The sequence below is a fragment of the Rhodoferax sp. genome (assembly GCF_025354435.1).
Lineage (GTDB): Bacteria > Pseudomonadota > Gammaproteobacteria > Burkholderiales > Burkholderiaceae_C > Rhodoferax_B.
Genome location: NZ_JANXMU010000008.1, coordinates 52,567 through 78,386 on the forward strand (window position 1 = coordinate 52,567; position 25,820 = coordinate 78,386).

A 25,820-nucleotide genomic window follows, 5' to 3' on the forward strand; every position below is an offset into this window, starting at 1 on the left:
TGACCGGGCGTGGAAGGTATCACAGGCGCGCCCGGCGTGCTGGAGACGGCAAAACGCCCCCAGCCGCAGGGCGTGGGGGCGTTTCGCGCAAGCGAGAACTACGGTTTTGCTATCTGCGCCGTGACGCTGCTGGCATCCCAGCCGCCGCCCAGCGCCTTGTACAGGCTGACCACGGCATTCAACTGGCCGCGCTGGATGTCTATCAGGCCGGATTCGGCCTGCGCCAGGTCGCGCTGGGCATTCAACACTTCCAGGTAGCCGGAATAGCCGTTTTTGTAACGCAGGTCGGCCAGGCGCAGGGTGCTGCGCAGGGCATCGATACGCTTGGCAGTGGTGGCGGTGATATCGCGGCCGGCGGCCACGTTGTTCAGCGCGTCGTGTACATCGCGGAAGGCGTTTTGCACCGTCTGCGTGTAGGTGGCCAACGCCTGCTGCTGGCGCGCGTTGGACGCGGCCACCACGGCATCGATGGCCCCGGCCCGGAAGATCGGCTGCGTCAGGTTACCCACCAGGTTCCACAGCAGCGAAGCCGGGTCGAACAGGTCCGACAGGTCTTTGGACTGCACACCGTAGCCCGCCGTGAGGCTGAGCTTGGGAAAATAGGCCGCGCGGGCCTGGCCGATGTCGGCGTTGGCCGCAATCAGGCTTTGCTCGGCAGCCACCACGTCGGGGCGGCGGGTCAGCACGTCGGATGGCAGATCAGCCGGGATCGCCTGCGCGGCGTACAGCGTGCCCAGGTCGGCACCGCGGGCCAGCACCGGGTTGGCGATGTCGGTGGGCTTGCGGCCCAGCAGCACGGCTAGCGCGGATTCGGCGTTGCTGCGGTTTTGCACAGTCTGCTGCAGCGTGGCCTGGATGCCTGCGGCTTCGGATTCGGCCTGGCGCAGGTCCATCTCGCCAATCACCCCGGCGCTGAAGCGGCGGTTTTGCAAACGCAGGTTCTCGGTACGGGTGGCCAGGGTCTGCTCGCCCAGGGTTTGCTGGGCATCCAGGGCGCGCAGGGCAAAGTAGCTTTGGGCTACGTTGGCGTACAGCGTGGTCAGCACCGTGCCCCGGCTGGCGGCCTGGGCCAGCAGGCGGGCACGGGCGGCCTCGTCGGCGCGGGCGTATTTGCCCCAGAAGTCGAGCTCGTAGCTGGCGCTCATGCCCAGTTGCCGGTCGTTGGAGTACGGGTTGCCACCGGGCGTGAACGAGGCCGAATTCTCGCTCGCACGTCGGCGGGTAGCGCTGGCGTTCAAATCCACCGAGGGGTAGAAGTTGGACGCGTTCTGGTCCAGCGTGGCGCGAGCCTCGGCGATGCGGGCGGTGGCCAGGGCCAGATCTTGGCTGTTGGCGGCTGCCTCTTGCAGCAGGCCATCCAGCACCGGGTCGTTGAAGCCCTTCCACCACACCAGCCAGTCCACGCTGGTGGCGGTGCCACTGCTGGTCAGGGTGGTGGGCAGGTCCAGCGCCGGGCGCTGGTAATTAGGACCTAAAGGAGCGATACCGCAGGCAGATAGTGCGCAAGCAGCTACCAAAGTAATAGCAAATGATTGTAGAGTGCGCTTAGACATGCTGCGCTCCTTCGCCATGGGCGGGTTTGTTCAGACTCTTGAAGTCCTCCGGCGTGCTGCGGAAGTTCCAGTCGTTGACCAATTTAAAGAACAGCGGCACCAAAAACACCGCCAGGAAGGTCGCGGCCAACATGCCACCCAGCACACCGGTACCGATGGACTGGCGCGCAGCCGCACCCGCACCGCTGGAGAAGGCCAGTGGCACCACACCCAAGATGAAGGCCAGCGAGGTCATCAGAATCGGGCGGAAACGCAGGCGGGCAGCTTCCAGGGCCGCGGCCACCGGGGTCAGACCTTCGTGCACCTTCATGGTCGCAAACTCGACAATCAGAATCGCGTTCTTGGCCGACAAGCCCAGCAGCGTGACCAGACCGATCTGGAAGTACACGTCATTAGTGTAGTTGCGCAAGTACACCGCCACCAGAGCACCAAAGATGCCGAACGGCAGGGCCAGCAGCACCGAGAACGGCAGCGACCACTTTTCATACTGCGCGGCCAGGATCAAGAAGATCATCACAAAGCCCGCGCCAATCGCAAGCCCGCTGGAGCCGCTGCTGCGCTTTTCCTGGAAGGCGGTGCCGCCCCAGTCGTAGCCCATGTCGGCGGGCAGCACCTTGGCTGCGGCGCGTTCCATGGCGGCAATCGCCTGGCCCGAGCTGTAGCCGGGTTTCGGATCGCCCAGGATCTGGATCGATGGCAGCGCGTTAAAATGCTGCACTGAGTCGGGGCCGGCCACAAACTGCACGTCGGCCACGGTGCGGATCTGCACCATCTTGCCGGTGTTGGTACGCACATACAGGTTACCGATGTCGTCCGGCTTGGAGCGGTACTTGCCCTCGGCCTGCATCAGCACCTGGTAAATACGACCGCTTTTGTTGAAGTCGTTGACGTAGTAACTGCCCAGCGTGGCGGCCAGTGTGTTGTAGATGTCGGCCACGGCAATGCCCATGGAGCGGGCTTTTTCGGTGTCCACACTGACAAACAGCTGGGGCGAGTTGGCTTGCCACAGGGTTTTGACACCTTGCAGTTCGGGTTGCTTATTGGCCTCGGCCAGCAACTGGGGCAGGATTTGCGCCAAACGCCGCACGCCGCCATCACCCTTGTTTTGCAGGTTGAACTCAAAGCCACCGGTCTGGCCCAGGCCCTGGATGGCCGGGGGGCTGAAAGCCAGAGGCAGGCCTTCCTTGATACCCGCGGTCTTCATATAGAACTCGCCCACCAGCTCTTTGGCCGACTGGGTGCGTTCGTCCCAGGGCTTGAGCGGGAAGAACATGGTGGCGGTAGACGACTTCAGGCCGCCGCCGCCCAGGATGTTCAGGCCCACCAAGCTGAACACCGTGTCGATGTTCTTGTTTTGCGATTCAATGGCTTCGATCTTGCGGACCACGTCGTTGGTGCGGTCCAGCGACGCGCCTTCGGGCAGGATGGCTGCGCCGATGAAGTAGCCCTGGTCTTCGTCAGGCACCAGGCCGCCGGGCACGATCTTGAACAGCAGCCCGGTCAACCCGGCCATGCAGACGAACAGAATCACGCCCAGGAAGCCGCGCTTCAGGAAGAAGGCCACTCCACGGGTGTAGCGGTAGGTGAGCTTCTCGAAGCTGCGGTTGAACCAGTTGAAAAACGCGTTCTTGCGTTCAGCACCCGGCTTGAGCAGCACCGCGCACAGGGCGGGGGTCAGCGTCAGCGCCACAATGCCGGACAGGATCACTGCAATGGTGATGGTGACCGAGAACTGTCGGTACAGCTCACCCGCCAAGCCGCCCAGAAAGGCCACCGGGATGAAGGCGGCGCACAGCACCAGCACAATGGCAATCACCGGGCCAGTCACTTCGCGCATGGCTTCAATGGCGGCTTCGCGCGGGCTCATGCCCTCTTCGTGCATCAGCCGCTCGACGTTTTCCAGCACCACGATCGCATCGTCCACCACGATACCGATGGCCAGCACCATGCCGAACAGGGTCAGGGTATTGATGCTGTAGCCCAGCAGGTGCAGGCCCGCCATGGTGCCGATCAGCGACACCGGCACGGCCAGTGTGGGAATGATGGTGGCACGCCAGCTTTGCAGGAACAAATACACCACCACAAACACCAGCACCATGGCTTCGGCCAGGGTTTTCAGCACTTCGCGGATGGATTCGGTAACGAAAGGCGTGGTGTCGTACGGGGTGGCGTAGGTCAGGCCTTCAGGGAACTTGGCCTTCAGTGCGACCATGGTGGCTTCCACGGCTTTGCGGGTGTCCAGCGCGTTGGCACCGGTTTGCAAAAACACGCCTACGGGCACCGTGGGGTGGCCGTTCACGCGGCCATAGAAGTTGTAGTCCTTGGAGCCCAGCTCGACCCGGGCCACGTCTTTTAGGCGCACCACGGCCCCGTTGGCACCGGTACGTACGACGATGTTGGCAAACTGCTCGGGTTCCAGCAGGCGGCCCTTGGCGGTCACGGTCAGGGTCAGCTCCTCGGTGTTGCCCGGGGGCGCACCGATCTTGCCTGCGGCGTACTGGGCATTTTGCTCGGTCACGGCGCTAGAGATGTCGGCCACGGTAATGCCCATGGCTGCCATGCGATCGGGGCGCAGCCAGATACGCATGGCGTAGTCTTTGGCACCGAAAATCTGCACATTGGTGGTGCCGGGCACGCGCTTGATGGCATCCAGCACGTTTTGCGTCACGTAGTTGGAGATGAACAGCGAGTCGTAACGGTCGTCAGGCGAGTAAATGGAGGCCACGGTCATGAAGCTAGCCGAGCTTTTGGCCACCGTCACGCCCTGGCGCTGCACTTCCTGCGGCAGTTTGTTGAGCACCTGGTTGACGCGGTTGTTGACGTTCACCGCCGCGATGTCCAGGTCGGTGCCCACGTCAAACGTGATGCTGATGCTGACTGCGCCATCGCCGGACGAGGTGGAGCTCATATAGAGCATTTTTTCCACGCCGTTGATGGCCTGCTCGATGGGGGCCGCCACAGTGGTTTCCAGCACTTCGGCCGAAGCACCAGGGTAGACCGCGCTAACGCTCACCACGGGGGGCGAGATTTCCGGGTAGCGCGCAATCGGCAGCACGCGCATGGCGGCCAAACCGGCCAGCACCAGGAACAGAGACAACACCGTCGCGAAGATCGGACGGTCGATAAAAAACTTGGAGAACATGGGTGGGTTGCTCCTTATTTTGCAGCGGCTGATGCAGCACTGGCAGGCGCTGCAGGCTCAGAAGCTGCAGCAGCAGGAGCCTTGGCAGTAGACCCCAGCGAGGCATTGGTTGCCGCCACTGCCACATAGGACACGGGCTTGACCGTCATACCGGGCTCATGGGCCTTGATGAAGCCTTCGACCAGCACGCGGTCGCCGCTTTGCACGCCCTTGGTAACAATCCATTCGCCCTTGGTCCAACCATCCAGCTCCACCGGATGCGGGGCCAGCTTGTTGTCGGGGGTGACCAGAAACACAATCTTGCCCATGGGGCTGTCGATCACCGCCCGCTGCGGCACGCTGATGGAGTTGGGACGGCTGGCGCCGCCCAACAGCACGCGCACAAACTGGCCGGGACGCAAGACACCATCGGGGTTGGGGATTTCGGCCCGGGCATCAAAGCTGCCGGTGGTGGGGTTGAGCTTTTCGCCGGTGAAGTTAAGCTTGCCTGCACGCGGGTAGGTGCTGCCGTCGGCCAGTTTCACGTTGACGCTGAAGCCCAGGCTGCCATTGGCCGACTTCTTGCCGGGCACGGCCAGCTGGCCCGAGCCCACTTGCTTGGTGATGCGCAGCAGGTCGGCCTCAGACACGCTGAAGTTCACGTACATCGGGTTGGTTTGCACGATGGTGGTGAGCAGGCTGTCGGTGGCCGACACCAGATTGCCGTCGGACTTGGCGGCCGCGCCGGTGGTGCCGCTGATGGGGGCCACCACGGTGGTGTAGCCGAGGTTCAGGCGGGCTTCGTTGGCCTGGGCCTGTGCCTGCTTGAGCGAGGCGGCCGCGGATTCGGCGGCCGACTTGGCATCGTCAAATTCTTTCTGGCTGATGGCTTTTTCGGCCACCAGAGGGGCCAGGCGGGCCTGGTCGCGCTGGGCCTGGTTGACCTTGGCCTGGGCCACGGCCACGGCGGCTTCGGCAGAAGCGGCCTGGGTCTGGAAGTTGGCCGGATCGATCTGGAACATCGGCGTGCCCGCCTTGACGGTGGCGCCTTCTTCAAACAGACGCTTATTCAAGATACCCGCCACCCGTGCGCGCACCTCGGTTTCACGCGAACCAGCGGTTTGGCCCACGTACTCCAGCTCGACCGAATGGTCCTGGGCCGTGACGGTGACCACCGACACCTCGGGCGGTGGCATGGCACCACCGGGGCCACCGGCACCGGCGCTATCGGCATGCTTGCCGCAGGCCACCAGCGCCAATGGCAGGGCAGCCAACAAGAAGGGCGACATCCACCGCTGGCGCAAAGAACGCGCCGCAACTGCGGTATGGGGATGGTCGATCGAGGGAGCGCGAGACGGTGCGATGGACATAAACATAGTAAGGTTTAATTAGGTTGATGTAGTATCACATACATTCGTGTATGTTTACTTTGAGATAAGTAGTAACCCGCTAGCAACTTTCCCGCCATGGCCAGAAAAACCAAAGAAGACGCAGAGCATACCTACGCCGCCCTGCTAGAGGCTGCGGAGCAGATGTTTTTTGACAAAGGTGTTGCCCACACCACACTGGCCGACATTGCCAGCGCCGCGGGCATGACGCGCGGTGCCATCTACTGGCACTTCAAAGACAAGGGTGCCCTGCTCCAGGCCCTTTTTGAGCAGGCCACGCTACCCATGGAAAACATGCTCGCCGAGGCCACCGCCTACACCGCGACCGACCCGCTGGGTGCCCTGCGCCACATGTGCGTACAGGCTCTGACCACGCTGGCCGGGTCGCCCCGGCAGCAGCGCGTGTTCAACATTCTGTTTCACAAATGTGAAAACGTGGGCGAAGTAGCCGACGTACTGGAGCACGAACTCGCCTGCCGCGACGAATGCCTGGCCCGATTCGAAGCTATCTTGCAACAAGCTATTGCCCAGGGCCAGTTGCCCCCCGACACCGACGTGTTCCTAAGCCTGCAAACCCTGCACAACTTCACCATGGGCACCATGCGCGAATGGCTGCTGGAGCCGCAAGCCTATCCATTGGCCAGCGCCGCCCCGGCCATGGTGGACATGCTGATCGCCGGCCTGCGCACCTGCCCGCCCCGGGTCAAGGCACCGTAAGAACCCGGTACAGTGCGGGCCATGCAAGGCCTGCACCTCACCGCCGATCTCCACCACTGCGATTGCGACAGCGCTTGGCTGCTGGATGCGCGGCTGCTGGGCGTAGCCTGCCGCGATGCGGTACAGGCAGCCGGACTGCAGGCCGTGGGCGAACTATTCCATGCTTTTCCGGCCACAGCGCAGGGTCCTGGTGGGGTTACAGCTACTATTTTGCTAGCAGAGTCGCATTTGTGCGTGCACACCTGGCCCGAACTACGGGCGGTGACGCTAGATGTGTATGTGTGCAACTTTGGAGCCGACCACTCGGCCAAGGCGCACGCGCTGCTAGACGGGCTGGTCGCCCTGTTTGCGCCGACACAGGTGGACCGGCAGAGCTTGCAGCGCGGAAGACCGGGTTAATTTCCCGAGCTTCAGCGTTTCGCTTTTTTCGCCACCCCTCTATCTAGTTAGGGACCGCACCAGCAGCCTGGAAAAGCGCACTCTTCGGTGTTCCTGAAGGCAGTACATTCTGGCCGAATGCTGGGTCATGGGTAGTTATTAATTTTAAGAAAAATAAGCCTCCAGCGCATACAAAACCTACGCGAGTAGCTACTCTATCTATAGCATTCATATCCAAGCCATAAAGGGTCGGCTACCATGTTCCCTCAAGAGACACCCCCCGTTATCAACAGGAGCGCACCATGGCATTGATGGACTTCATCCGCAAACAGTTCATAGACATCATCCAGTAGACCGAGGACGGCGACGGCACGCTGGCCTGGCGCTTCCCGATGGCCGACATGGAGATCCAGAATGGGGCCTCGCTCACCGTACGGGCCTCGCAGGTGGCGATTTTTGTCAACGAAGGCCAAGTGGCCGACGTGTTTGGCCCCGGCACCCACAAGCTCACCACGCAAACCCTGCCGGTCCTCACTTACCTCAAAAATTGGGACAAGCTATTCGAGTCACCGTTCAAAAGCGATATCTACTTCTTCAGCACCCGCCAGCAGATCGACCAGAAATGGGGCACGCCCCAGCCCATCACCATCCGCGACAAGGACTTTGGGGCGGTGCGCCTGCGCGCCTTTGGCAACTACAGCTTCCGCGTAGCCGACCCCAAACTGTTCCACACCGAAATCTCCGGCACGCGTGACGTGTACAGCGTGGCCGATGTCGACGGCCAACTGCGCGGGCTGGTGCTGCAAAACATCAGCATGGCGATTGCCAGCAGCGGCATTCCATTTCTGGACCTGGCCGCCAACCAGCAGGTGTTTGCCCAGGCGCTGAGCACCCAGCTCGCCCCCGAATTTGCCAAGATCGGCCTGCAGCTGGACGGCATGACAGTGCAAAACCTGTCCCTGCCCGAAGACCTGCAAAAAATCCTGGACCAAAAAATCGGCATGGGCATGGTGGGCAACGATATGGGCAAGTTCATGCAGTACCAAACCGCGCAAGCCATTCCCAAATTCGCCGAAGGCGCGGGTGGCGGTGGCGGCATTGCGGGCGACGCGATGGGCCTGGGCGCGGGCGTGGCCCTGGGCCAGGTGCTGGCGCAAAACCTGCAGGCCGGTTTGCAGGGCAATGCAGCAGCGCCCGCCGCAGTGGGTATGAAACCGGAAGAAGTCATGGCCACGTTGGAGAAGCTGGGCGAGCTCAAAACCAAGGGCATCCTGACGCAAGAAGAGTTTGATTCCAAGAAGGCGGAACTGCTGAAAAAGCTCGTCTAAACCGCGTCCGTGGCGACCCCGTCCCCCCAACGCGCCTACCGCGCGCCCTGCCCTGGCTGCGGCGCGCCGGTCGACTTCCTGAGCGCGCAATCCACCCACGCCGTCTGCGCCTACTGCCAGAGCACGGTGGTGCGCAGCGGCGAAACCCTGGCGCGCATCGGCAAGATGGCCGAGCTGTTCGACGACCACAGCCCCCTGCAACTGCAGGCCAGCGGCACCTGGAAAGCCCAGGTCTTCACCCTGGTGGGCCGCCTGCAGTACAAATACGCCGAGGGCACCTGGACCGAGTGGCACGCGGTGCGCGCCGACGGCAGCAGTGCGTTTTTGAGTGAAGACAACGGCTCCTACGTCTTCACCACCCCGCTGCTGGCCGAGCGCGCCGTCCCAATGGCCGAGCAGTTCCGCGTGGGGGCCACCACCGCCATCAACGGAAAAACTTTCAGCGTCGCCTCCAACCAAACCGTGTCGCTGACCTCGGCCCAGGGCGAGCTGCCGCACCTGCCCGCCCTGGGCGAACCGTTTGCCATGGTGGAGTTGCGCAGTGCCGCTGGCGAGGTACTCAGCGTGGACTACGGCACACGGCCTCCCAGCCTGTCCATTGGCACCGCGGTGCTGCTGGAGGATTTGCAACTGGTCGGCCTGCGCGCCGAGTCGGTCAAAGATGAGAAGGGCCGCCAGTTCGACTGCCCCAGCTGCGGCGCACCGGTCACGGTGCAATTGGCCAGCAGCAAGAGCATCACCTGTGGCTCGTGCCACAGCCTGATCGACCTCACTAGCGGCATCGGTGGCGAGCTGCGCCACGCCACACAAGACGAGCCCGTGCAGCCGCTGATCCCCCTGGGCCAAACCGGCAAGCTGCAGGGTGTGAACTGGCAGGTGGTGGGCTTCCAGCACCGCATGGGCAGCGTACCGGGGGACGACGAACAATTCGGCTGGGAGGAGTATTTGCTCTTCAACGCCAAGCACGGCTTTTTGTTTCTGGTGGACAGCACCGAAGGCTGGAGCCTGGTGAAGCCCGCCACCGGCGCACCCGAGATGACCGGCAACGGCCAAAGCGCTACCTACCTGGGCAGCCGCTACCAACTCAAGGAAAGCTACAGCGCCGAGACCAGCTACGTGCTGGGCGAGTTTTACTGGCAGGTGCAGCGCGGGCAGAAAACCAGTAACCGCGACTTCACCAGCGGCAAAAGCCTGCTGTCCATGGAGCAGTCGGCCCAGGAAGTCACTTGGTCGGTGGGCAGCCAGATCGACAGTGCCCTGGTGGCCACGGCCTTCAAACTAGAGGGCAAAAAAGACCTGCTCCAACGCAGCGATGCCAGCCCGCTGGGCATAGGCATCGCCGGGATTGCGCCGAAAACGGTGCTGTGGATTATCGTGGTCGTGGTGCTGCTGGTGATCGTATTCAGTGCACGCAACGACTGCGACACGAATGTCGAAAACTGTAGGTCCAGTACCCGCACCTCGGGGGGCTCCTACGGCGGCTTCTCCAGCGGTGGCGGACACAAGTAACTTTTAAGGAGATCAATATGGTTATCGAATGGCTGCGGCCCGAAGTGGTTTTGGGTTCGGTGGTGTTTGCACTGGTGGGCGTGGCGGTGTTTGCGCTGTGCTTTGTGCTGATGGACAAGCTCACGCCCTACAAGCTGTGGGAAGAAATCATTGAAAAGCAGAACATGGCGCTAGCCCTGGTGGTGGCCGCCACCTCGCTGGGCATCTGCATCATCGTGGCCGCTGCCATCCATTGAAGCCGCGTGACAACGCCGGGCCGCGCCCGGTCGAGGTCGCGCTGCTGGCCTCGGTGTTCATCGTCTCGGCCTGCGGGCTGGTGTACGAACTGGCGGCGGGCGCGCTCGCGTCCTACCTGCTGGGCGACTCGGTGCTGCAGTTCTCTACCGTCATCGGCACGTATTTGTTTGCCATGGGCGTGGGCTCGTATTTGTCGCGCTTTTTCGAGCGCCAGTTACCTGCCCACTTTTTACGCATAGAACTGCTGGTAGCGCTTATTGGTGGTGCACTGCCAGCTCTTCTTTTTATAGCAAATGCGTATCTGCCCGGCGCGTTCCGCCCGTTGCTGTACAGCCTGGTGTTGCTGGTCGGCACACTGGTGGGGCTGGAGATTCCGCTGGTCATGCGCATCCTGCAGCGCAACGTAGCCCTGAAAGACCTGGTGTCGCAGGTGCTGACCTTCGACTACCTGGGCGCGCTGGCGGTGTCGCTGGCGTTCCCGCTACTGCTGGTGCCGCACCTGGGCCTAATCCGCACCGGGCTGCTGTTTGGCCTGATGAACGCCGCCGTGGCGCTGTGGGCGCTGTGGCTGTTTCGGCACGACCTGCGCCGCTTCAAAGCCCATGCGCTGGCCTGCGGGTTGACGCTGGCCGCCCTGGCCGCGGGCATGGCGGCGGCAGACCACATCACCACCTGGGCCGAAGACAAGCTCTACCAAGACCGCGTGGTCATCGCGACCACCACGCCCTACCAGCGCATCGTGGTGACGCATGGCGCGGGCGAAGGCAAGGCGGGTTACCGGCTGTTTTTGAACGGCAACCTGCAGTTTGCCCAACGCGACGAATACCGCTACCACGAGGCCCTGGTCCACCCGGTGATGTCGGCCCAAGGAGCCCCCAAAAAGGTGGCCGTGCTGGGCGGCGGCGACGGCATGGCGGTGCGCGAAATCCTCAAATACCCCGGCGTGGAAAGCATCACCCTGGTCGAGCTGGACCCGGCCATGACCACGCTGTTCCAAACCCAGCCCGCGCTGGTGCAGCTCAACGGCGGCGCGCTGCTGTCCCCCAAGCTGCACATTGTCAACACCGACGCGTTCCACTGGCTGCAAACCACCACCGAGACCTTCGACGTGATCGTGGTGGACTTCCCCGACCCGACCAACTTCGCCATCGGCAAGCTCTACACCAACTCGTTCTACAGCCTACTGGACCAGCGCCTGTCGGCCAGCGGCTACGCCGTCATCCAGACCACCTCGCCCCTGGTGGCCCGGCACAGCTTCTGGACCGTGGCCACCACCATCGAATCGGTCGGCCTGACCGCTACGCCCTACCACGCCCACGTGCCCAGCTTTGGTGAGTGGGGCTACATCATCGCCAGCCGCCGCCCCTACCGCATGCCGACTAGCCTGCCCGATGGCCTGCGCTTTTTAAGTCCGCACAGCCTGCCCGCGCTGTTCGACTTCCCGCTGGACATGGCCCGCGTGCCGACCGAGGTGAACCGGCTGTCGATCCAAGTGCTAGTGACAACCTACGAGGCGGAATGGGGCAAGGTAGTGGCGCGCTAGATAAAGCCGACGGCCACCCGCGCCGCCGCCAGATCCCAAGCCGCCTGGCCCACGGTTTTGAACACCGGAGCCTGCTTGGACGGCGGCAAAGGCGTGGCCAGCACCGATGCCAGGCTGCTTACCTGGCTCCAGTCCACCTGGGCTTGCAGCAGGTCGCCCGCTTCGTGCCGCGCGCCGCCCAGGTCGTCCACCACGATCTGGCGGCTGTGCAGCAGCGCCGGGGGGAATTCGGCCATGTCGGGCTTGAAAGCCCCCACGCCGATGGCCAGGGTGTGGTCAGCAATGTGGGCGGGAATCACCGGCGTGCGCGAGGTGGTCAGGGCCAGCACCAGGTCCGTGGTGGGCAAGGCGTGTTCCAGATCATCCACCGCGATAGCCTGCACCTGCGGGTGCCGCTTCTGTAACGCTGTGCAAAAAGCCTGTGCCGATGCTAGGCTGCGGGCCTCCACCCAGAATTGCACGATCCCCACATGTTCCACCAGCGCATCCGCATGGGCGGCGGCCTGCGCTCCGGTGCCGATTAGCAGGGCCGATGTGGGCTTTTGCACCGCCAGCGTCTGGATGCCCAGCAGCGTGACGGCCGCTGTGCGGCGGGCGGTGACGGTGGGGCCGTCGAGCAAGGCGAGGCGGCGGCCGGTGGCAGTGTCCATCACCACCACCTCGCCCTGGATCACCGGCAGGCCGTGCGCGGCGTTGCGCGGGTGCACGGTGACCAGCTTGGTGACGCTCAGGTCATGCGCCACGGCGGGCATGGCCAACAACACACCGCCCTCGGCCATGGGCACCACCAGGCGCTCGGGGGCGTTGATCTGCTGCTGCGCCAGTTCCCGCGCGGCCTGGGCCACAGCGGGCACGAGTTGCGCGTAGGGCAAAGCCAGTGCGGTCTGTTCGGCATTCAAAATTTGCATGGCGGCCTTCAGCGTAAAAAGAAACCGGTGGGGAACGGGTCCAATTCCTCCAGCACCCACTGGTGGTGGCCCATGATGTGGGCGCTGCCGGTGACCTCGGTGAGCGCGCCGTCAAAGTCGCCCACCTTCACCCCCTGCGTGACCTTGACCTCGAATTTGCTGCCCACGATGCTGCCGTTCACATAGGTTTGCCCCAAGGGCAGTTGCCCGCGCAAAAACAGTTGCGCCGCCCGGCCCGAGGTGCCGGTGCCGGTGGGCGAACGGTCCACCTCGCGGTCGGCAAACACGCAGACGTTGGACTGGTCCACCCCCGCACAGTTGGGGGCGCTGTCGATGATGCTGCCATAGAGCTGGTCCAACCCCGGCTCCAGCGGGTGCTGGATCTTCACCTGGGCGATAACCGCGGCCTTGGTTTCCGCACCCAACTGGATCAGTGAACGGACCAGTTCTGGTTTCACCGTCAAACCCGCCTGCTCGGCATTCAGGTAGTAGTAGAACGCCCCGCCAAACACAATGTCGCCGCGCACCCGGCCAAAGCTGGGTGTGTCCACCTCCAGGTCGCGCAGGTAGATAAAGGCCGGCACATTCTTGAAGGTCACCTTGCCGGCGCGCTGGCCATCCCACTCCACAAAGGCTTCGATGAAGCCGGCGGGTGCGTCAAAACCGATGCGCGTTAACGGGCTGGTGCGCTCCACATAGCCCAGCTCTACCAGCACCTTGCCCAGCGCAATGATGCCGTGGCCGCACATGTCGCTGTAGCCCTCGTTGTGGATGAAGATCACGCCAAAGTCGGCACCTGGCGTAGTGGGCGGCAGCAGGTAGGCACCGTACATGTCGGCATGGCCGCGCGGCTCGTTCATCAGGAACTGGCGCAGGTCGTCACGGTGGGCTTTGAGCCAGGTGCGCTTTTCCAGAATGCCGGTGCCGGGCACGGCGGGCAGGCCGGAAGTCAGGATGCGCAGCGGCTCACCGCCGGTATGCGCGTCCACGGTCTGGACGGTACGGACAAGGTTCAACATGGCGGGTTCCAGGGTAGAGGGAAAGTGGTTTTATTTTAACCAAACTGGTTTTAAAATAGTGCCAATTTATGAAATACCCCCTGTCTACCGAGCCCACCCACCCACCGCTGCACGTGCCGCAGCTGTACGAACTGGTGGCCGACCGATTGAAAAAGTCCATCCAGGACGGCAGCTACCCGCCCGGCGCGCGCCTGCCCGCCGAGCGCGACCTGGCCGCTACCCTGGGCGTGGGCCGCGCCACGGTGCGTGAAGCCATGGGCGAGCTGGTCAACCAGGGCGTGGTACAGACCCGGCCCAACGCGGGATCCTTCGTGCGCGACACCGCGCTAGAGGTGATGCGCAGCGCCGCCAGCGCCCCGGCCCACCCCGACACCAGCCCGCTGTCCACCCTGGCCGCACGCCTGGCGATTGAGCCGCTGGTGGCCCAGTTTGCCGCCGCTGTGGGGGGCCGCGACCCGGAAATCGAGCGCCTGCTGGACCACATGGAACACACCAGCGACCTCAGCGACCCCGCCCAGCGCCGCGCCTGGAACGAGGCCGATCGCCAGTTCCACCAGCGCATCGCCCAAATGAGCGGCAACCCGGTGATGGTGGCCATCGCCCAGGTGGTCGCCGCAGCGGTGGACGAACCGCTATGGCGCCAGTTGCGCGACCACGGCATCCACGACCCGGCCCGCGCCCGGCTGTATGTGTACGAGCACCGCCTGATTTACGAAGCCATAGCAACTGGTAACGAGGAGGCCGCAGGGTTCTCCGTGCGGCAGCATCTAGAGCGGGTGCAGAAGGACATGCTGGCTGCGGGCTAGCCCGCCAGAAAAATACCAAGGTTGGCAGGGTCATGCATAGCGTGGAAAATACCAAGGCATGTCCTGGCGAGGGGCAGATTCCTCGCACTCTTTTGACCCCACTGGAGACCCTCTATGCGATCCTGGATCTACCCCCTGGCAACCGCCTGCCTGCTCGCTTGCAGCGCCGCGCAAGCCAAAGACACCACTCCCACGCCCAGCGTCAACGAGCGCCTGCAAAGCGCCCAAAAAGCCATCCAGGCTAAGGACTGGCGCCGCGCGCAAACCGAGCTCAACGCCGCGCTACGCGACGAACCCCGCAACGCCGACATCCACAACCTGCTGGGCTACACCGCCCGCAAAAGCAGCCCACCCCATTTGCCCGAAGCCTTTGCGCACTACAAAACCGCGCTAGAGATCAACCCCCAACACCGGGGCGCACACGAGTACCTGGGCGAAGCCTATCTGATGGACAAACAGCCCGCCGAAGCCCAAAAGCAGCTGGCGGCATTGGAAAAAATTTGCGGCAACCAAAGCTGCGAAGAGTACGCAGACCTGGCCAAGGCGATTGCCGACTACAAAGCCAGCAACCCCTGACCGGCTATTGCGTGGCCCGGCTTGTAACCCACCACGCCAAGCCTACCCAAACCGCACCGAGCGCATCGACAGCGTAGCTTCTTCAAAGCCCTGGAACGGAAAGCTGATTTTGTCGGCTTCGGTGCTGGCACCCAAGGCATACAGCAGGGGCACGTAGTGCTCGACGCTGGGATGGGCCATACGCCACAGGGGGTGTTTGGCCTTGTCTTGCGCCAGCAGGATCGGCATATCGCGCTGCAGCAAGGCCGCGGCGGCCATGCCGTCGAACTCTTGCGCCCAGTCGTAGACCTTGGTGTCAGGATCTTCGGTCGCTAGGCGCAGGTTGTGCACGATATTGCCGCTGGCCAAAATCAGCACGCCCTCGGACCGCAACGCCCGTAGTCCGGCGGCCAGGGCGACATGCTCGTCCAAGCGGATGCGGGCCGGCATGGCCAGTTGGATGACCGGAATATCGGCCTTGGGGTACAGGTGGTGCAGCACCGTCCAGGCACCGTGGTCCAGACCGCGCTGGGTGTCGACCATGGCATTCGGCAGGCTGCGGGCGAGCTGCTGGGCCAGCGCAGGCTGGCCGGGGCTGGGGTAACGCACCTGGTACAGCGCTTTGGGGAAGCCGCCAAAGTCGTACATCGTCTCCGGCTGCGCGGTGGCGCTGAGCATCGGCTGCTCGGCCGCCCAGTGCGCCGACACCACCAGAATCGCCCGGGGCCGCGGCAGGTCGCGCCCCAACTGGGCCAGGTGCCGGGTGAACGGCGTGTCGCGCAGCGCATTCATCGGCGAGCCGTGGCCGATAAACACCACCGGCATCTTGCCGCGCGCGGGCGGCTGGGCGGAGGCAGCCGCCGCCTGGGCTAGCGGGTGGGCGGCGATCAAGGCTATGGCGGTTTGGAAGAATTGGCGGCGGGTCATCGTGGCGTGGGAGTGCGGCAGGCGGAGATAGTTCCGGGCAGGGGCTGCCTATACTGACAAGCACCCCATTCCAACACTTGCGCCCATCCGCCACATGCCAACCGTCTGAATTCACCCGCATGTTGTTTGTATTCCACTGTGACCTGGGTGTGTCGGGCACGTACCTGTTTGCCCCCAGCCCCTCCATGCACCGCCACTATTTCCTCACCAGCACCGCCCCTGAACGCAGCCACCGGCTGCGGGATGCACGCGCCTGGCCTGCGCCCGCATGGCGCACGGTGGCGGCGCGGTGATGGCACCACGCAGTCTGCGCAACCCCTGGGTCGATGCCTTGCGTGCGCTGGCACTGCTGGGTGTGTTTGTGGTTAACGCGGTGGGCTATGCCCAGGCTCCCGACTATCCCCAACCCGTGGGCGGACCACTGCCCACCGGTGCGCCCCTGGCGCTGGTGCTGCACGGCCTGCTGCTGGCCCTGGTGCAGGGCAAAGCCTGGTCGGTGCTGTGCTTTTTGTTTGGCTTTAGTCTGGGCGACATGGCGCTGCGGCTGCGCGCCACAGGCCTGAACGTGCGGCTAGGGTTGCGTGCGCGCTACCGCACATTGCTGCTGGTCGGCGTGGTCCACGGCGCGCTGCTGTACTTTGGCGACATCCTGACCATGTATGCCCTGTGCGGCTGGCTGGCAGCACGCTGGGCCACGGCCCGACCTGCCCGATTGCTGCAGATTTGGCTGCGCATCACCGTACTTGTCACGGCGACGATGCTGGTCTTGGGCGGTAGCCTGTGGCTGGCACCGTACGCCCCCAACGACGCGCAACCTATGGCGGACGCGTTGATCCATGCACCCACACTGTCGGCCTTCATGGCGGTCAATGCCGCTGCTTATCTGTGGGCGCAGGTGGGCTCGGTGCTGTTTTTCCTGCCCATGCTGCTATGGCTAACCGTGGCGGGCATGCTGGCGCGGCGGTTCGGGCTGCTGGGCCAACGGCGATATGCCCGTCAATTTTGGCGCCGCCACCTGGGCACCCAGCACCTGGTGCTGGGCTTGGCGCTGAACCTGGACCTTGCCCTGGCCACCGTACGGCTACATGCGCTGGGGCAAGCCGACACCACGCGGCTGGGTTTGTACACGGTGCTGATGGGCCTGCCCGGCATATGGCTTGCCGCTGCGGCCATCGGCTACTGCATGCGCTACCAACACCGCTACCCAACGCCACCGGGCTGGGTAGCGTGGCTGGCCCCGGCGGGGCAGCACACGCTGGCGATGTACCTGCTGCTGTCGCTGGCACTGGTGCTGGGCCGCACGGCTTTGCAAGGCCTGGACGGCGCCACCGCCCCCAGCTTGGCCTTGGCGATGGCGGCCTGGTGGCTGGCGGTGTGCGCCGCCCGCTGGGCCACCCGGCACCGGTTGCGCGACCCGGTCAGCCGGTGGTTGTCACAACGAACGAACCCTGCGTCTCTGAACCGGTACTAACGCAATGCACCGCCGCCACTTTCTCGCCACCACAGCCCTCCCCCTGCTGGGCTGCGCGCCCGCCCACGAGATCACCGGCGGCTTCACCGGCATCGCGTTTGAACGGGGCCATCTGCTGCGGGAGGCGCGCACCTGGCCTGCGCCCAGCGTGACCCGCCGCACCGACGTGCTGATCGCCGGGGGCGGCGTGGCGGGCTTGGCGGCGGCGCGGGCCTTGCGTTTAAAAGGTGTCGAGGACTTCGCCCTGCTGGAACTGGAAGACAGTACAGGCGGCAACAGCCGGGGTGGCGTGGTGGGCGGCATGGCCTGCCCGCTGGGCGCGCACTACCTGCCGGTGCCTGGCGACGACGCGCCGGATGTGCAGAATCTATTGGAGGAACTGGGCCTGCGCCAGCGCGTGGCGGGGCGCTGGCAATACGATGAACGCCATCTGTGCCACAGCCCGCAAGAGCGCTTGTTTTTGCACGGCGCGTGGCAAGACGGCCTATTGCCGGTGCAAGGTGTAGGCGCGGGCACACTGGCGCAGTACCAAAAGTTTGCAGCCTTGGTGGAGCAACTGCGCCAACAGGCCCCATGGCATATTCCAGCATCAAATCAGCCTCTAGCGCAGGTACAACTTACGCTAGCAGCTATCACTTTCGCAGCATACCTGGACCAGCACGGCCTGCGCGACCCGTATCTGCGCTGGTACCTGGACTACTGCTGCCGCGACGACTTTGGTGCGGGTACGGCCATCGTGTCGGCCTGGGCGGGTATCCACTACTTCGCCAGCCGCCACGGCTTCCACGCGCCGGGAGCCGACAACGGTGAGCGCGACAGCGTGCTGACCTGGCCCGAGGGCAACGCCTGGCTGACCCGCCGCCTGGCCGCACCACTGGGTGAGCGGCTGCACACCGGGCAGATGGTGGTGCGGATCGCCGAGACCCGGCACGGCGTGGAGGTGGATGCCTTCAACACCGCCACCCAGACACTGGAGCGCTGGCAAGCCCGCCGCGCCATCATCGCCCTGCCGGTGTTCATCGCCGCGCGGGTGGTGCAAAACCCGCCCGACTTTCTGACCCAGGCAGCGGCACGCACGACCTACGCGCCCTGGCTGGTAGCCAATATCCACATCGCCCAAGCTTTGCACGACCGGCCCGGCCCGGCACCCAGCTGGGACAACGTGCTGTACAACGCGCCGGGCCTGGGCTACGTGGATGCCATGCACCAAAGCCTGCTGCCCGTGCCCGCCGCCACGGTGCTCACCTACTACCGCGCGCTGGGCGACACACCGAACGGCCGCCGCCTGCTGCTGGAAAAACCATGGACTGCGTGGCGCGACGAGATCCTGGCCGAGCTGGCCACGGCCCACCCCGACATCGCGCAAAAGGCCACCCGCATCGACATCACCCGCTACGGCCACGCCATGGCCATCCCCACCCCCGAGCTTTCAAGCCAAATTGGCCTCCAGCCCATATACCCTCGACACAAGCAGCTACAAAAACCGCAGCGCCTGGCGTTTGCGCACAGCGACTGGGCGGGGTACTCGGTGTTTGAAGAAGCTTTTACGCTGGGGCACCGTGCGGGCAGCTCTTGAAATCTGCGACGGCGGACATTAATTGGTGGATGCGGTGGTTTACAGAGTGGGCCACCGGCTTTTCAACCATTTATTCAGGAGAACGACATGAATGCCATGACGAGCCGCAGCAACAGCCTGTTTGACGACTTTTTCAGCGACTTAGCCCCCGGCTTTTTCATCCGCCCGCTGCACGGCGACCCGCTGCCATCCCCCGCGCAGATCAAGGTGGATGTGCAAGAAGACGCGCAGGCCTACAACGTGGTGGCCGAGTTGCCTGGGGTAAAAAAGGAGGACATCCAGGTGTCGGTAGAAGGTAGCACCGTCACCCTGCGTGCCGAAATCAAGCAAGAGGACGCACGCAAAGATGCCCGCACCCTGCGCAGCGAGCGCTACTTTGGCGCGGTGGTCCGCAGTTTCCAGCTGCCGCAGGAGGTGGATGCCAGCCAGGCCCAGTGCCAGTACCTGAACGGTGTGCTGAGCGTGGCCTTGCCCAAGAAGGCCAATAACAGCGTCCAGCGCCTGACCATCAACTGAGCCCTGCACGCCCAGACCCGCCCCCGCGGGCCTGGGCGTGCAGGGCCGCACTACGGTGCGGTGCCAATTTTAAGAAAAATAGGCCTCTAGCGCATATTCCACCTACACGAGTAGCTACAAAAAGCAGAGCATTTACGATTCCACGGGTGTATCCCAGGTCTGCACCGCACCGCCGCTACCGGCCACCGAATACAGCGCGTTCGGGGCGTTGCGGGTTTGCTGGAACACCTCTAGCGTCTCGCCGCGCATGGCGGCGTAGATGTGCAGGTTGGACACGCCCAGCACCGCGCCCAGCTTTTCCAGCCCGAAGAAGATGGCCCCGTAGTGGATCAGGCCACGCCAGTCGCGGCGCAGCAGCAGGTCGCATTCGTCCTCGTTCAGACCGGCATCGCGCATGTGGGCGAGGCCATCGGCCAGGAAGCGCTGGCGGTGCGCGGGCACGGCCATGTCGCGCAAAAATCGGTTCAGCCGCAGCGCCTTCACGCTGCGCGCAAAGTTGAACGGGTAGCTGCCTTGCAGGCGCTCGGCCCCGGCCATTTGCAGGGCCATGGCAGCGCGGTGGCGCTCCACCTCGCCCGCAATCACCGGACCGGCCAGGTTCTCGTAGACCACCGCCGCAATCCCGGTCATGGACGGCAAATAGTAGGCCTGGTGCAGCTTGCGCACCTGGGACGACAAGGCCCCGCGCATGGTCAACCACATCATCACTTCCGCGCCCTCCATGCCACCCAGCGTGGCCAGCTCAGCGTGGGTCAAGGAGGCCAGGCGCTCGGGGTCGTTTTCAAACAGCTCCAGAAACTGCATGTCCCAGGGCGTGTTGTTGAAGCCTGCGCGCTCGCCGTGCACCTGGTGCGACAGGCCGCCGGTGGCCACGATCACTACGCGCAGGTCTTCGGGGTAGCTCTCGATGGCGCGGCGCAGGCCCTGGCCCAGCTTGTAAAAACGCCGCGCACTGGGCAGCGGAAACTGCAGCACGCCCATTTGCAGCGGCACGATGCTGACCGGCCAACCTTTGTCGTGCTCCCACAGCACCGACAGCGGCGAAAAGCAGCCGTGGTCCAGCGGTTTGTCCTGGAAGAAAGACATGTCGAATTCATCCGCCATCAGCGACTGGCCGATGTGCGCAGCCAGCGCCGGGTGGCCGTTGATGCCCGGCAGATCACGCGCACCACCGCCCTCGTCGGCCACTTCATAGCGCTCGCCAATACCCAAGGCAAAGGCCGAGTAGTGGTCAAAGAAGAACGAGGTGACGTGGTCGTTGTAGGTGACGATGACCACATCGGGTTGCACATCGGCCAGCCATTGCTTCACCGGCTCCATGGCCGCAAAGATAGGCACCCACACCGGGTCGGCCTGCTTGTCGTGGTCGAAGGCAAAGCCGATGGTGGGAGTGTGCGAGACGGCAACGCCGCCAATGATTCGTGCCATGTGGCTGCTCCAAAATTACGATTTCAAAATTGCAGCCCTCGGCACCGTGCCGAACGCACGTCCACCATCAGTACCGCTGCGCTGGTTTGGCCCACCGCCCTTAATTGCCGGCGGCCAGCTTCTGGTCGATCCATTTGAAGGCGTCCAGCACGTCGTAGTTGCCGGCGTGGCCCTGGTCCCAGAACAGGGCGTAATCGACATCCTTGACCTTGGCATCGGCCTTCAGGGCGCGGCTGAGGTTGTAGGCCACAGTGAACGACGTGTCGCGATCACGCGCGCCCACACGGACACGCCAGTGCGTCGTGATGCCATCGGTCTTGCCGACATAGGGCAGCGCGTTGATCATCTTGTACTGGTTCAACAGATACGCCTGCTGCGGGTTGGCAGCCCAGGTGTAGCCGGTATTCGCCAAGCCCACATCGCTTTGCGCGGCGTTGATGGCATCCCCCCCGTTGTTGTTGTTCCAGGCGTACTCGGTGAAGTTGGAATACACCTGGGCAGCGGTGCCGAACAGATTGGACTCACCGCCGCTGTAGTTGCCGTAGACAGTGGCGCCAGCCAAGGTGGTGTCTGCCGTAGCGGTCGTTGCGAGGGCGGCGGTTTGACCAAGTTGGTCAAACGCCGGCACGGCCTTGAGCCGGGACTGCTTGGCAACGAACTTCATGTAGTTCGACATATTGAAGCTCGTGACCGTGCCGCTCGCATCCACATTGATGAAGTCGTTCTTGTAGTACAGGGTTCCGCTTCCGCCGGCCACACCATTGGCCGCAGCGCTGCCGTAAGCGTTGTAGGCGACGAAAGTCTTGCCCGCCTTGACATACGCGCTGGCCGCCTTCTTGATCTCGGCCTGCAGGGCGGCCAGCATGTTGTCAGTGGTCAGCGCCGTGCCATCGTCATTCTTCAAGCCCAGACCGGCTTGGTAAGTCATGAACTTGTTCATCAGAGCGGTGCTGCCAGCAGGGTCTGGATTCGAGGCGCGAACGAGCGCATTGCCGTTTGCGTCGACGATCAGCCCGGCCTTCTGGTCCGCAGAGACCAGCGTGCGCGTATTCACCACATTGAACATCCATTCGTAAGCCAGGTCGGCACTGCCCAGATCCTGGATGGGGCAGTAGGCCACGATGGCGTAAACGCTGTCGCTGATGGCACTTTTGCCATTCGTGTCAATGCCGGCGGCTCCGGCGGCTTTCAGGTAGGGCAAATAGTCCGCGCTGTCACCGGTGGCGCCAAGTTGCGTACTCTGCGCGCCACCGCCGCTGGTACCGTTCACCACGATGCGGCTGGCGCTGCCCGGCATGAGGCCGTCGTTCAGGCGCAAGTAGCGCACAGCGGCCTTGGCATCGACAATGGCGGCCGGTGCCTTGCCCTGGTAGATGCCATCGTCGTAAACGCCGACGGGGGCGGTAGCGCCACGGCTACGCGAGGCCATATTGATGTAGACAAAACCGCGGGCGAGCGCAGCACCCTTCTTGTCGGTATCGCTGTTGCTGACATAAGTGCCGCCGTTGACGATGTCGGCCCCGGCGTAGTTGCTGTTGGTGATGGGGTCCGTGCCATTCCAGCCACCCTTGCCCCCTTGGTAGCTGGCCAGCCAGCCGGCGTTGTTGACGTTGAGCAAAATAGCGTTGTCTTGCTTGGCCGCATCTACCTCGCGCACAAAGATGTTCATGTTCTGGTAGCCGCAGGCTTGGTTGTCCACCGCGCCCGCGGACTGTGTAGCCGCAAGCGTCATCGGCTTACCGACGTAACACACTTCCCGGTACCAGCGTACCGGCGTGCTCACGCCGTCCAGAGTGACCGTGATCGTCGTGTACTTGGTCTTATCGAAAGCCAGATGGCTGTCATACACACCTGGGCCGGCAGCGACGGGCGTGCTGCTGGTGTCACTGCTGCCACCGCCGCCGCAGGCCGTCATGAGGCCGGTGGCCGAGATTGCGGCGATGGAGGCCACGAGTGCGCGATGTTTGAATTGTTTGTGCATGCTTGTCTCTTTAGGTTTTAGGAGTTGGATGTGGGTTCTTCAGGGTGCGAGATTTCTGACTCAGACCGCTCTTACGCTCGGGTTTTAGGCTGCAGGTCAGCAGTTGGCTGTCCTTTCTGGTGATGAAAGACCGCGCATGGGTGTTGCGCGTCTTTTGAAACGGTGGCGGCGGAGGTGGTGCTGCCCACGCCGCCGATGGCGGTCAGGCTGGCGCAGGCGGCCATGGGCTTCACATGGCCAAGGGGATGGTTTGGGCCGCCACAGTGTCGCGGTCGCCGCAGGCCACGATGGCCAGGCTCAGGACGGCCGCGATGGCAGCGCCCCATAGTTTTTTGACTTTCACGTTGTCTCCTCCAGGTTGTGGGTGCAGGCTGCGGTGGGGCAACCTGCGGGCGGATTGTGCGAACCGCCCGGCCACTTGGGGAGACGTTGATTTCCGGCGCGTGATAGCGCTCGGTTATCGCGGGTGGCTACGCCCGGTCAATCTGGTGCGCGGCCCGGTGCAGGTGGGTCAGCAGATGGCGCAGCACCGGCGACACTGCAGAGTCGCTGCGCAAAATGGCCCCCACCTGTAGCGGATAGCCTTTTTCAGCGATGTCGATGATGGAGATGAACTGCGCCACCACCGGGTGCACCGCAATCTGGCGCGGCATCAGCGCCACATAGTCGCCCGAGGTCACCAGGGCCAGCAAGGCCAGGGTGGAATTCACCACGGCACCCACGCGCGGCGGCGTGAGCTGGTGGCTCTCGAAAAACAGCTTGGCGTAGCCCGAATCGCTACTCGTACCGGTGTAGACCCAGCGCGCGGTTTGCAGGTCTGACAGCCTGCGCGCCTTCAGCCAGGGGCTGCCCTTGCACACCGTGGCCACCATGCTGGTGTGCATCAGCGGCTCGACATAAAACTCGCCGGTGGACAGGTCGTCGGGGATGCCGCCCACGGTCACATCCACCTCGCCCGAGCGCAGTTTTTGCAACTGCGCCACGTACAGCTCTTCGCTCACCCGCAGCCGCACCTCGGGGAACTCCTGGCCGAAGGTGCGCAGGGTTTCGGGGATCAGCAGCATCACCGCCAGGGGCACCGCGCCCACGTGCAACTGGCCGACCATGCGGCCACCGATCTGGTTGATCTCGTCCACCGCGGCGGTCAGTTCGCGCTCCACCTTCACGGCGCGCTCGTACAGCACCTTGCCCTGGGGCGTGGGCACTACGCCGCGCGAGGTGCGCAGCAGCAGGGGTGCGGCCAGCTCCAGCTCCAGCTCGCGGATCATTTTGGTGATGGCCGGCTGGGAGGCCGCCACCCGCCGGGCCGCGCCGCGCAGGCTGCCCTCTTCGATGGCGGCCACCAGCACGTTCAGGGTTGTCAATTTCATGGGGTGATTCCGGTCTATGTCTGCGGGCCAATATACCGATACCTGTGGGTTATCGCGAGTCGAATCCTGGCATCTTTTAGGTATCGCATGCCGTCCCGATAATTCGCGGCTCTGGGGGGCATGGTCCTGAAGATTCCCCTCGAAAACCACAACAAAACGGAGACTTTATGGCAACGGCTTCTACCCTGGACATCCGGGATTTCATCAACACGCGCGCACTCTCCACCCGGCAGTGGATGCTGGTGCTGCTGTGCTTTTTCATCGTGGCGGTGGACGGCATGGATGTCGCCATCATGGGCTTCATCGCCCCGTCCATCATCGCCGAGTGGAACATCTCGCGGCCCGCGTTTGGCCTGGTGATGGGGGCCGCGCCCATCGGGCTGGCCGTGGGAGCGCTGGTGGCCGGATCGTCCTCCGACTGGTGGGGCCGCCGCAAGGTGCTGCTGGGGTCGGTACTGGGTTTTGGCGTGTGCACCCTGCTCACGGCCTATGCCCACAACACCACCGAAATGGCCTTGCTGCGCTTCCTGACCGGGCTAGGCCTGGGTGCGGCCATGCCCAACACCACCACCCTGCTGTCCGAATACGTGCCCGAGCGGCGCCGCGCCTTTTTGGTGGCTACCATGTTCACCGGCTTCAACCTGGGCTCGGCCATGGTCGGGTTTATGGCCGCGGCCTTGATTCCGGTGCATGGCTGGCAATCTGTGCTGATCGTGGGCGGGCTGCTGCCTTTGGTGCTGCTACCGGTGCTGTTTTTCTTTTTGCCTGAGTCGGCCCGCTTCATGGTGGCCCGCAACTACCCCGCCGACCCCATCCGCAAGGTGCTGGCGCGGGTCTGTCAGACGCAGCTGGACTACGTGAAGGCCTTTGTCTCGGGCGAAGCCGAGGTGAAGACGCGCCAGCCGATTGCCGTACTGTTCCAGCCAGGCTATGCGCTGAAAACCATCACCCTGTGGACCACCTACTTCATGGGCTTGCTGGTCATTTACCTGACCACCAGCTGGCTGCCCACCATGATGAAGGACGCAGGCATGTCGATCGACCGGGCCGCCAACGTCACCGCCATGTTCCAGTTGGGCGGCACGGTGGGCGCGCTGTGCGTGGGTTGGCTGATGGACAAAACCTCGCCCAACCGGGTGATCGCCGCCGCCTACCTGCTGGGTGCCGTAGCCCTGGTGGCTATGGGCCTGAACGGCCTGATGTCGGCCTCCATCGTACTGATGGTGGTGATGGTCGGCTTCTTCCTGAGCGGTGCGCAGACCGGCCTGAACGGCTTTGCCCCTGGCTGCTACCCCACGGTCGCGCGGGCCACAGGTGTGAGCTGGATGCTGGGCATCGGCCGCTTGGGCAGCATCCTGGGTTCGTCGATTGGCGGCTTGCTGCTGAGCCAGGGCTGGGGGTTTGAAGGCATCTTCTCGGCCCTCGCCGTACCAGCGGTGCTAGCAGGCATCGCCATCCTGGTGAACCGCTCCAGCCGAAAGTAATTCGG

At 63.8% G+C, this 25,820-nt stretch carries 21 protein-coding genes and 1 pseudogene; 13 read left to right on the forward strand and 9 right to left on the reverse strand.

Features of this window, described 5'->3' with window-relative positions; translation table 11 throughout:
- Window positions 1–98: 98 nt before the first annotated feature.
- From Q0T48_RS02230 to Q0T48_RS02240, 3 genes are read right to left on the reverse strand one after another with little or no spacing between them, the layout of a single operon-like run.
- Complete coding sequence (locus Q0T48_RS02230) at window positions 99–1,553, reverse strand: efflux transporter outer membrane subunit (RefSeq protein ID WP_295951792.1); 1,455 nt, start codon at window positions 1,551–1,553, stop codon at window positions 99–101.
- Entirely contained in the window at window positions 1,546–4,695 is a 3,150-nt protein-coding gene (locus tag Q0T48_RS02235) for a multidrug efflux RND transporter permease subunit (RefSeq protein WP_295951795.1), read from the reverse strand. The genes Q0T48_RS02230 and Q0T48_RS02235 overlap by 8 nt, the downstream gene beginning before the upstream one ends.
- 14 nt (window positions 4,696–4,709) lie before the next feature.
- Window positions 4,710–6,050 (reverse strand): efflux RND transporter periplasmic adaptor subunit, encoded by a 1,341-nt coding sequence (locus Q0T48_RS02240; RefSeq protein WP_295951798.1) that lies wholly within the window; start codon window positions 6,048–6,050, stop codon window positions 4,710–4,712.
- A gap of 90 nt (window positions 6,051–6,140) precedes the next feature.
- Between Q0T48_RS02240 and Q0T48_RS02245 the strand changes: the two genes are divergently transcribed.
- From Q0T48_RS02245 to Q0T48_RS02270, 6 genes and pseudogenes are all read left to right on the forward strand, one after another.
- Window positions 6,141–6,779 carry a TetR family transcriptional regulator gene (locus tag Q0T48_RS02245; RefSeq protein ID WP_295951803.1) on the forward strand — a complete coding sequence of 213 codons (639 nt, stop codon included), beginning with the start codon at window positions 6,141–6,143 and terminating at the stop codon, window positions 6,777–6,779.
- Window positions 6,780–6,800: 21 nt separating this feature from the next.
- Window positions 6,801–7,178 carry an S-adenosylmethionine decarboxylase family protein gene (locus Q0T48_RS02250; RefSeq protein ID WP_295951804.1) on the forward strand — a complete coding sequence of 126 codons (378 nt, stop codon included), beginning with the start codon at window positions 6,801–6,803 and terminating at the stop codon, window positions 7,176–7,178.
- Window positions 7,179–7,459: 281 nt separating this feature from the next.
- Window positions 7,460–8,485, forward strand: a pseudogene (locus Q0T48_RS02255) (SPFH domain-containing protein).
- Between the two features lie 9 nt (window positions 8,486–8,494).
- Window positions 8,495–9,994 (forward strand): DUF4178 domain-containing protein, encoded by a 1,500-nt coding sequence (locus tag Q0T48_RS02260; RefSeq protein ID WP_295951808.1) that lies wholly within the window; start codon window positions 8,495–8,497, stop codon window positions 9,992–9,994.
- 17 nt (window positions 9,995–10,011) lie between these two features.
- On the forward strand, window positions 10,012–10,230 hold the full coding sequence (locus Q0T48_RS02265; RefSeq protein ID WP_295951809.1) for a DUF350 domain-containing protein: 219 nt from the start codon (window positions 10,012–10,014) through the stop codon (window positions 10,228–10,230).
- Complete coding sequence (locus tag Q0T48_RS02270) at window positions 10,227–11,774, forward strand: polyamine aminopropyltransferase (RefSeq protein WP_295951811.1); 1,548 nt, start codon at window positions 10,227–10,229, stop codon at window positions 11,772–11,774. Before Q0T48_RS02265 ends, Q0T48_RS02270 begins: the two co-directional genes overlap by 4 nt.
- Here the strand turns inward: Q0T48_RS02270 and Q0T48_RS02275 are convergent.
- Entirely contained in the window at window positions 11,771–12,682 is a 912-nt protein-coding gene (locus Q0T48_RS02275) for a delta(1)-pyrroline-2-carboxylate reductase family protein (protein WP_295951814.1), read from the reverse strand. The two genes, Q0T48_RS02270 and Q0T48_RS02275, sit on opposite strands and share 4 nt — an antisense overlap.
- 8 nt (window positions 12,683–12,690) lie before the next feature.
- Window positions 12,691–13,701: a trans-3-hydroxy-L-proline dehydratase gene (lhpH, locus tag Q0T48_RS02280; protein WP_295951818.1), complete on the reverse strand. Its 1,011-nt coding sequence runs from the start codon at window positions 13,699–13,701 to the stop codon at window positions 12,691–12,693.
- 68 nt (window positions 13,702–13,769) lie between these two features.
- On the opposite strand from lhpH, the gene Q0T48_RS02285 reads away from it, so the two are divergent.
- Together Q0T48_RS02285 and Q0T48_RS02290 are read left to right on the forward strand one after the other, a co-directional pair.
- Window positions 13,770–14,507, forward strand: a complete 738-nt coding sequence (locus Q0T48_RS02285) for a FadR/GntR family transcriptional regulator (RefSeq protein WP_295951820.1) — start codon at window positions 13,770–13,772, stop codon at window positions 14,505–14,507.
- A gap of 114 nt (window positions 14,508–14,621) precedes the next feature.
- Window positions 14,622–15,083, forward strand: coding sequence for a tetratricopeptide repeat protein (locus Q0T48_RS02290; RefSeq protein WP_295951822.1), 462 nt, complete (start codon window positions 14,622–14,624; stop codon window positions 15,081–15,083).
- Between the two features lie 42 nt (window positions 15,084–15,125).
- Here Q0T48_RS02290 and ygiD read toward each other — a convergent pair whose 3' ends face one another.
- Entirely contained in the window at window positions 15,126–15,989 is an 864-nt protein-coding gene (gene ygiD / locus Q0T48_RS02295) for a 4,5-DOPA dioxygenase extradiol (protein WP_295951824.1), read from the reverse strand.
- Window positions 15,990–16,108: 119 nt separating this feature from the next.
- Here ygiD and Q0T48_RS02300 point away from each other — a divergent pair, with 119 nt between their 5' ends.
- From Q0T48_RS02300 to Q0T48_RS02315, 4 genes are all read left to right on the forward strand, one after another.
- Window positions 16,109–16,282 (forward strand): hypothetical protein, encoded by a 174-nt coding sequence (locus Q0T48_RS02300; RefSeq protein WP_295951828.1) that lies wholly within the window; start codon window positions 16,109–16,111, stop codon window positions 16,280–16,282.
- On the forward strand, window positions 16,282–17,460 hold the full coding sequence (locus Q0T48_RS02305; RefSeq protein ID WP_295951830.1) for a hypothetical protein: 1,179 nt from the start codon (window positions 16,282–16,284) through the stop codon (window positions 17,458–17,460). The genes Q0T48_RS02300 and Q0T48_RS02305 overlap by 1 nt, the downstream gene beginning before the upstream one ends.
- 4 nt (window positions 17,461–17,464) lie before the next feature.
- Complete coding sequence (locus Q0T48_RS02310; protein WP_295951831.1) at window positions 17,465–19,036, forward strand: FAD-dependent oxidoreductase; 1,572 nt, start codon at window positions 17,465–17,467, stop codon at window positions 19,034–19,036.
- A gap of 87 nt (window positions 19,037–19,123) precedes the next feature.
- Window positions 19,124–19,552: an Hsp20/alpha crystallin family protein gene (locus Q0T48_RS02315; protein WP_295951834.1), complete on the forward strand. Its 429-nt coding sequence runs from the start codon at window positions 19,124–19,126 to the stop codon at window positions 19,550–19,552.
- A gap of 132 nt (window positions 19,553–19,684) precedes the next feature.
- On the opposite strand, the gene Q0T48_RS02320 is transcribed toward Q0T48_RS02315, so the two are convergent.
- The 3 genes from Q0T48_RS02320 to Q0T48_RS02330 form a co-directional block, all read right to left on the reverse strand.
- The gene (locus Q0T48_RS02320) at window positions 19,685–20,980 is read right to left on the reverse strand and encodes a gallate dioxygenase (RefSeq protein ID WP_295951836.1); all 1,296 of its coding nucleotides are present in this window, start codon (window positions 20,978–20,980) and stop codon (window positions 19,685–19,687) included.
- Between the two features lie 100 nt (window positions 20,981–21,080).
- A complete protein-coding gene (locus tag Q0T48_RS02325; RefSeq protein WP_295951838.1) occupies window positions 21,081–22,961 on the reverse strand; it encodes a subtype B tannase in 1,881 nt (626 codons plus the stop codon).
- 470 nt (window positions 22,962–23,431) lie between these two features.
- A complete protein-coding gene (locus Q0T48_RS02330) occupies window positions 23,432–24,331 on the reverse strand; it encodes a LysR substrate-binding domain-containing protein (RefSeq protein WP_295951842.1) in 900 nt (299 codons plus the stop codon).
- A 167-nt stretch (window positions 24,332–24,498) separates the two neighbouring features.
- Between Q0T48_RS02330 and Q0T48_RS02335 the strand changes: the two genes are divergently transcribed.
- Entirely contained in the window at window positions 24,499–25,815 is a 1,317-nt protein-coding gene (locus Q0T48_RS02335; RefSeq protein WP_295951845.1) for an aromatic acid/H+ symport family MFS transporter, read from the forward strand.
- Window positions 25,816–25,820 lie beyond the last annotated feature (5 nt).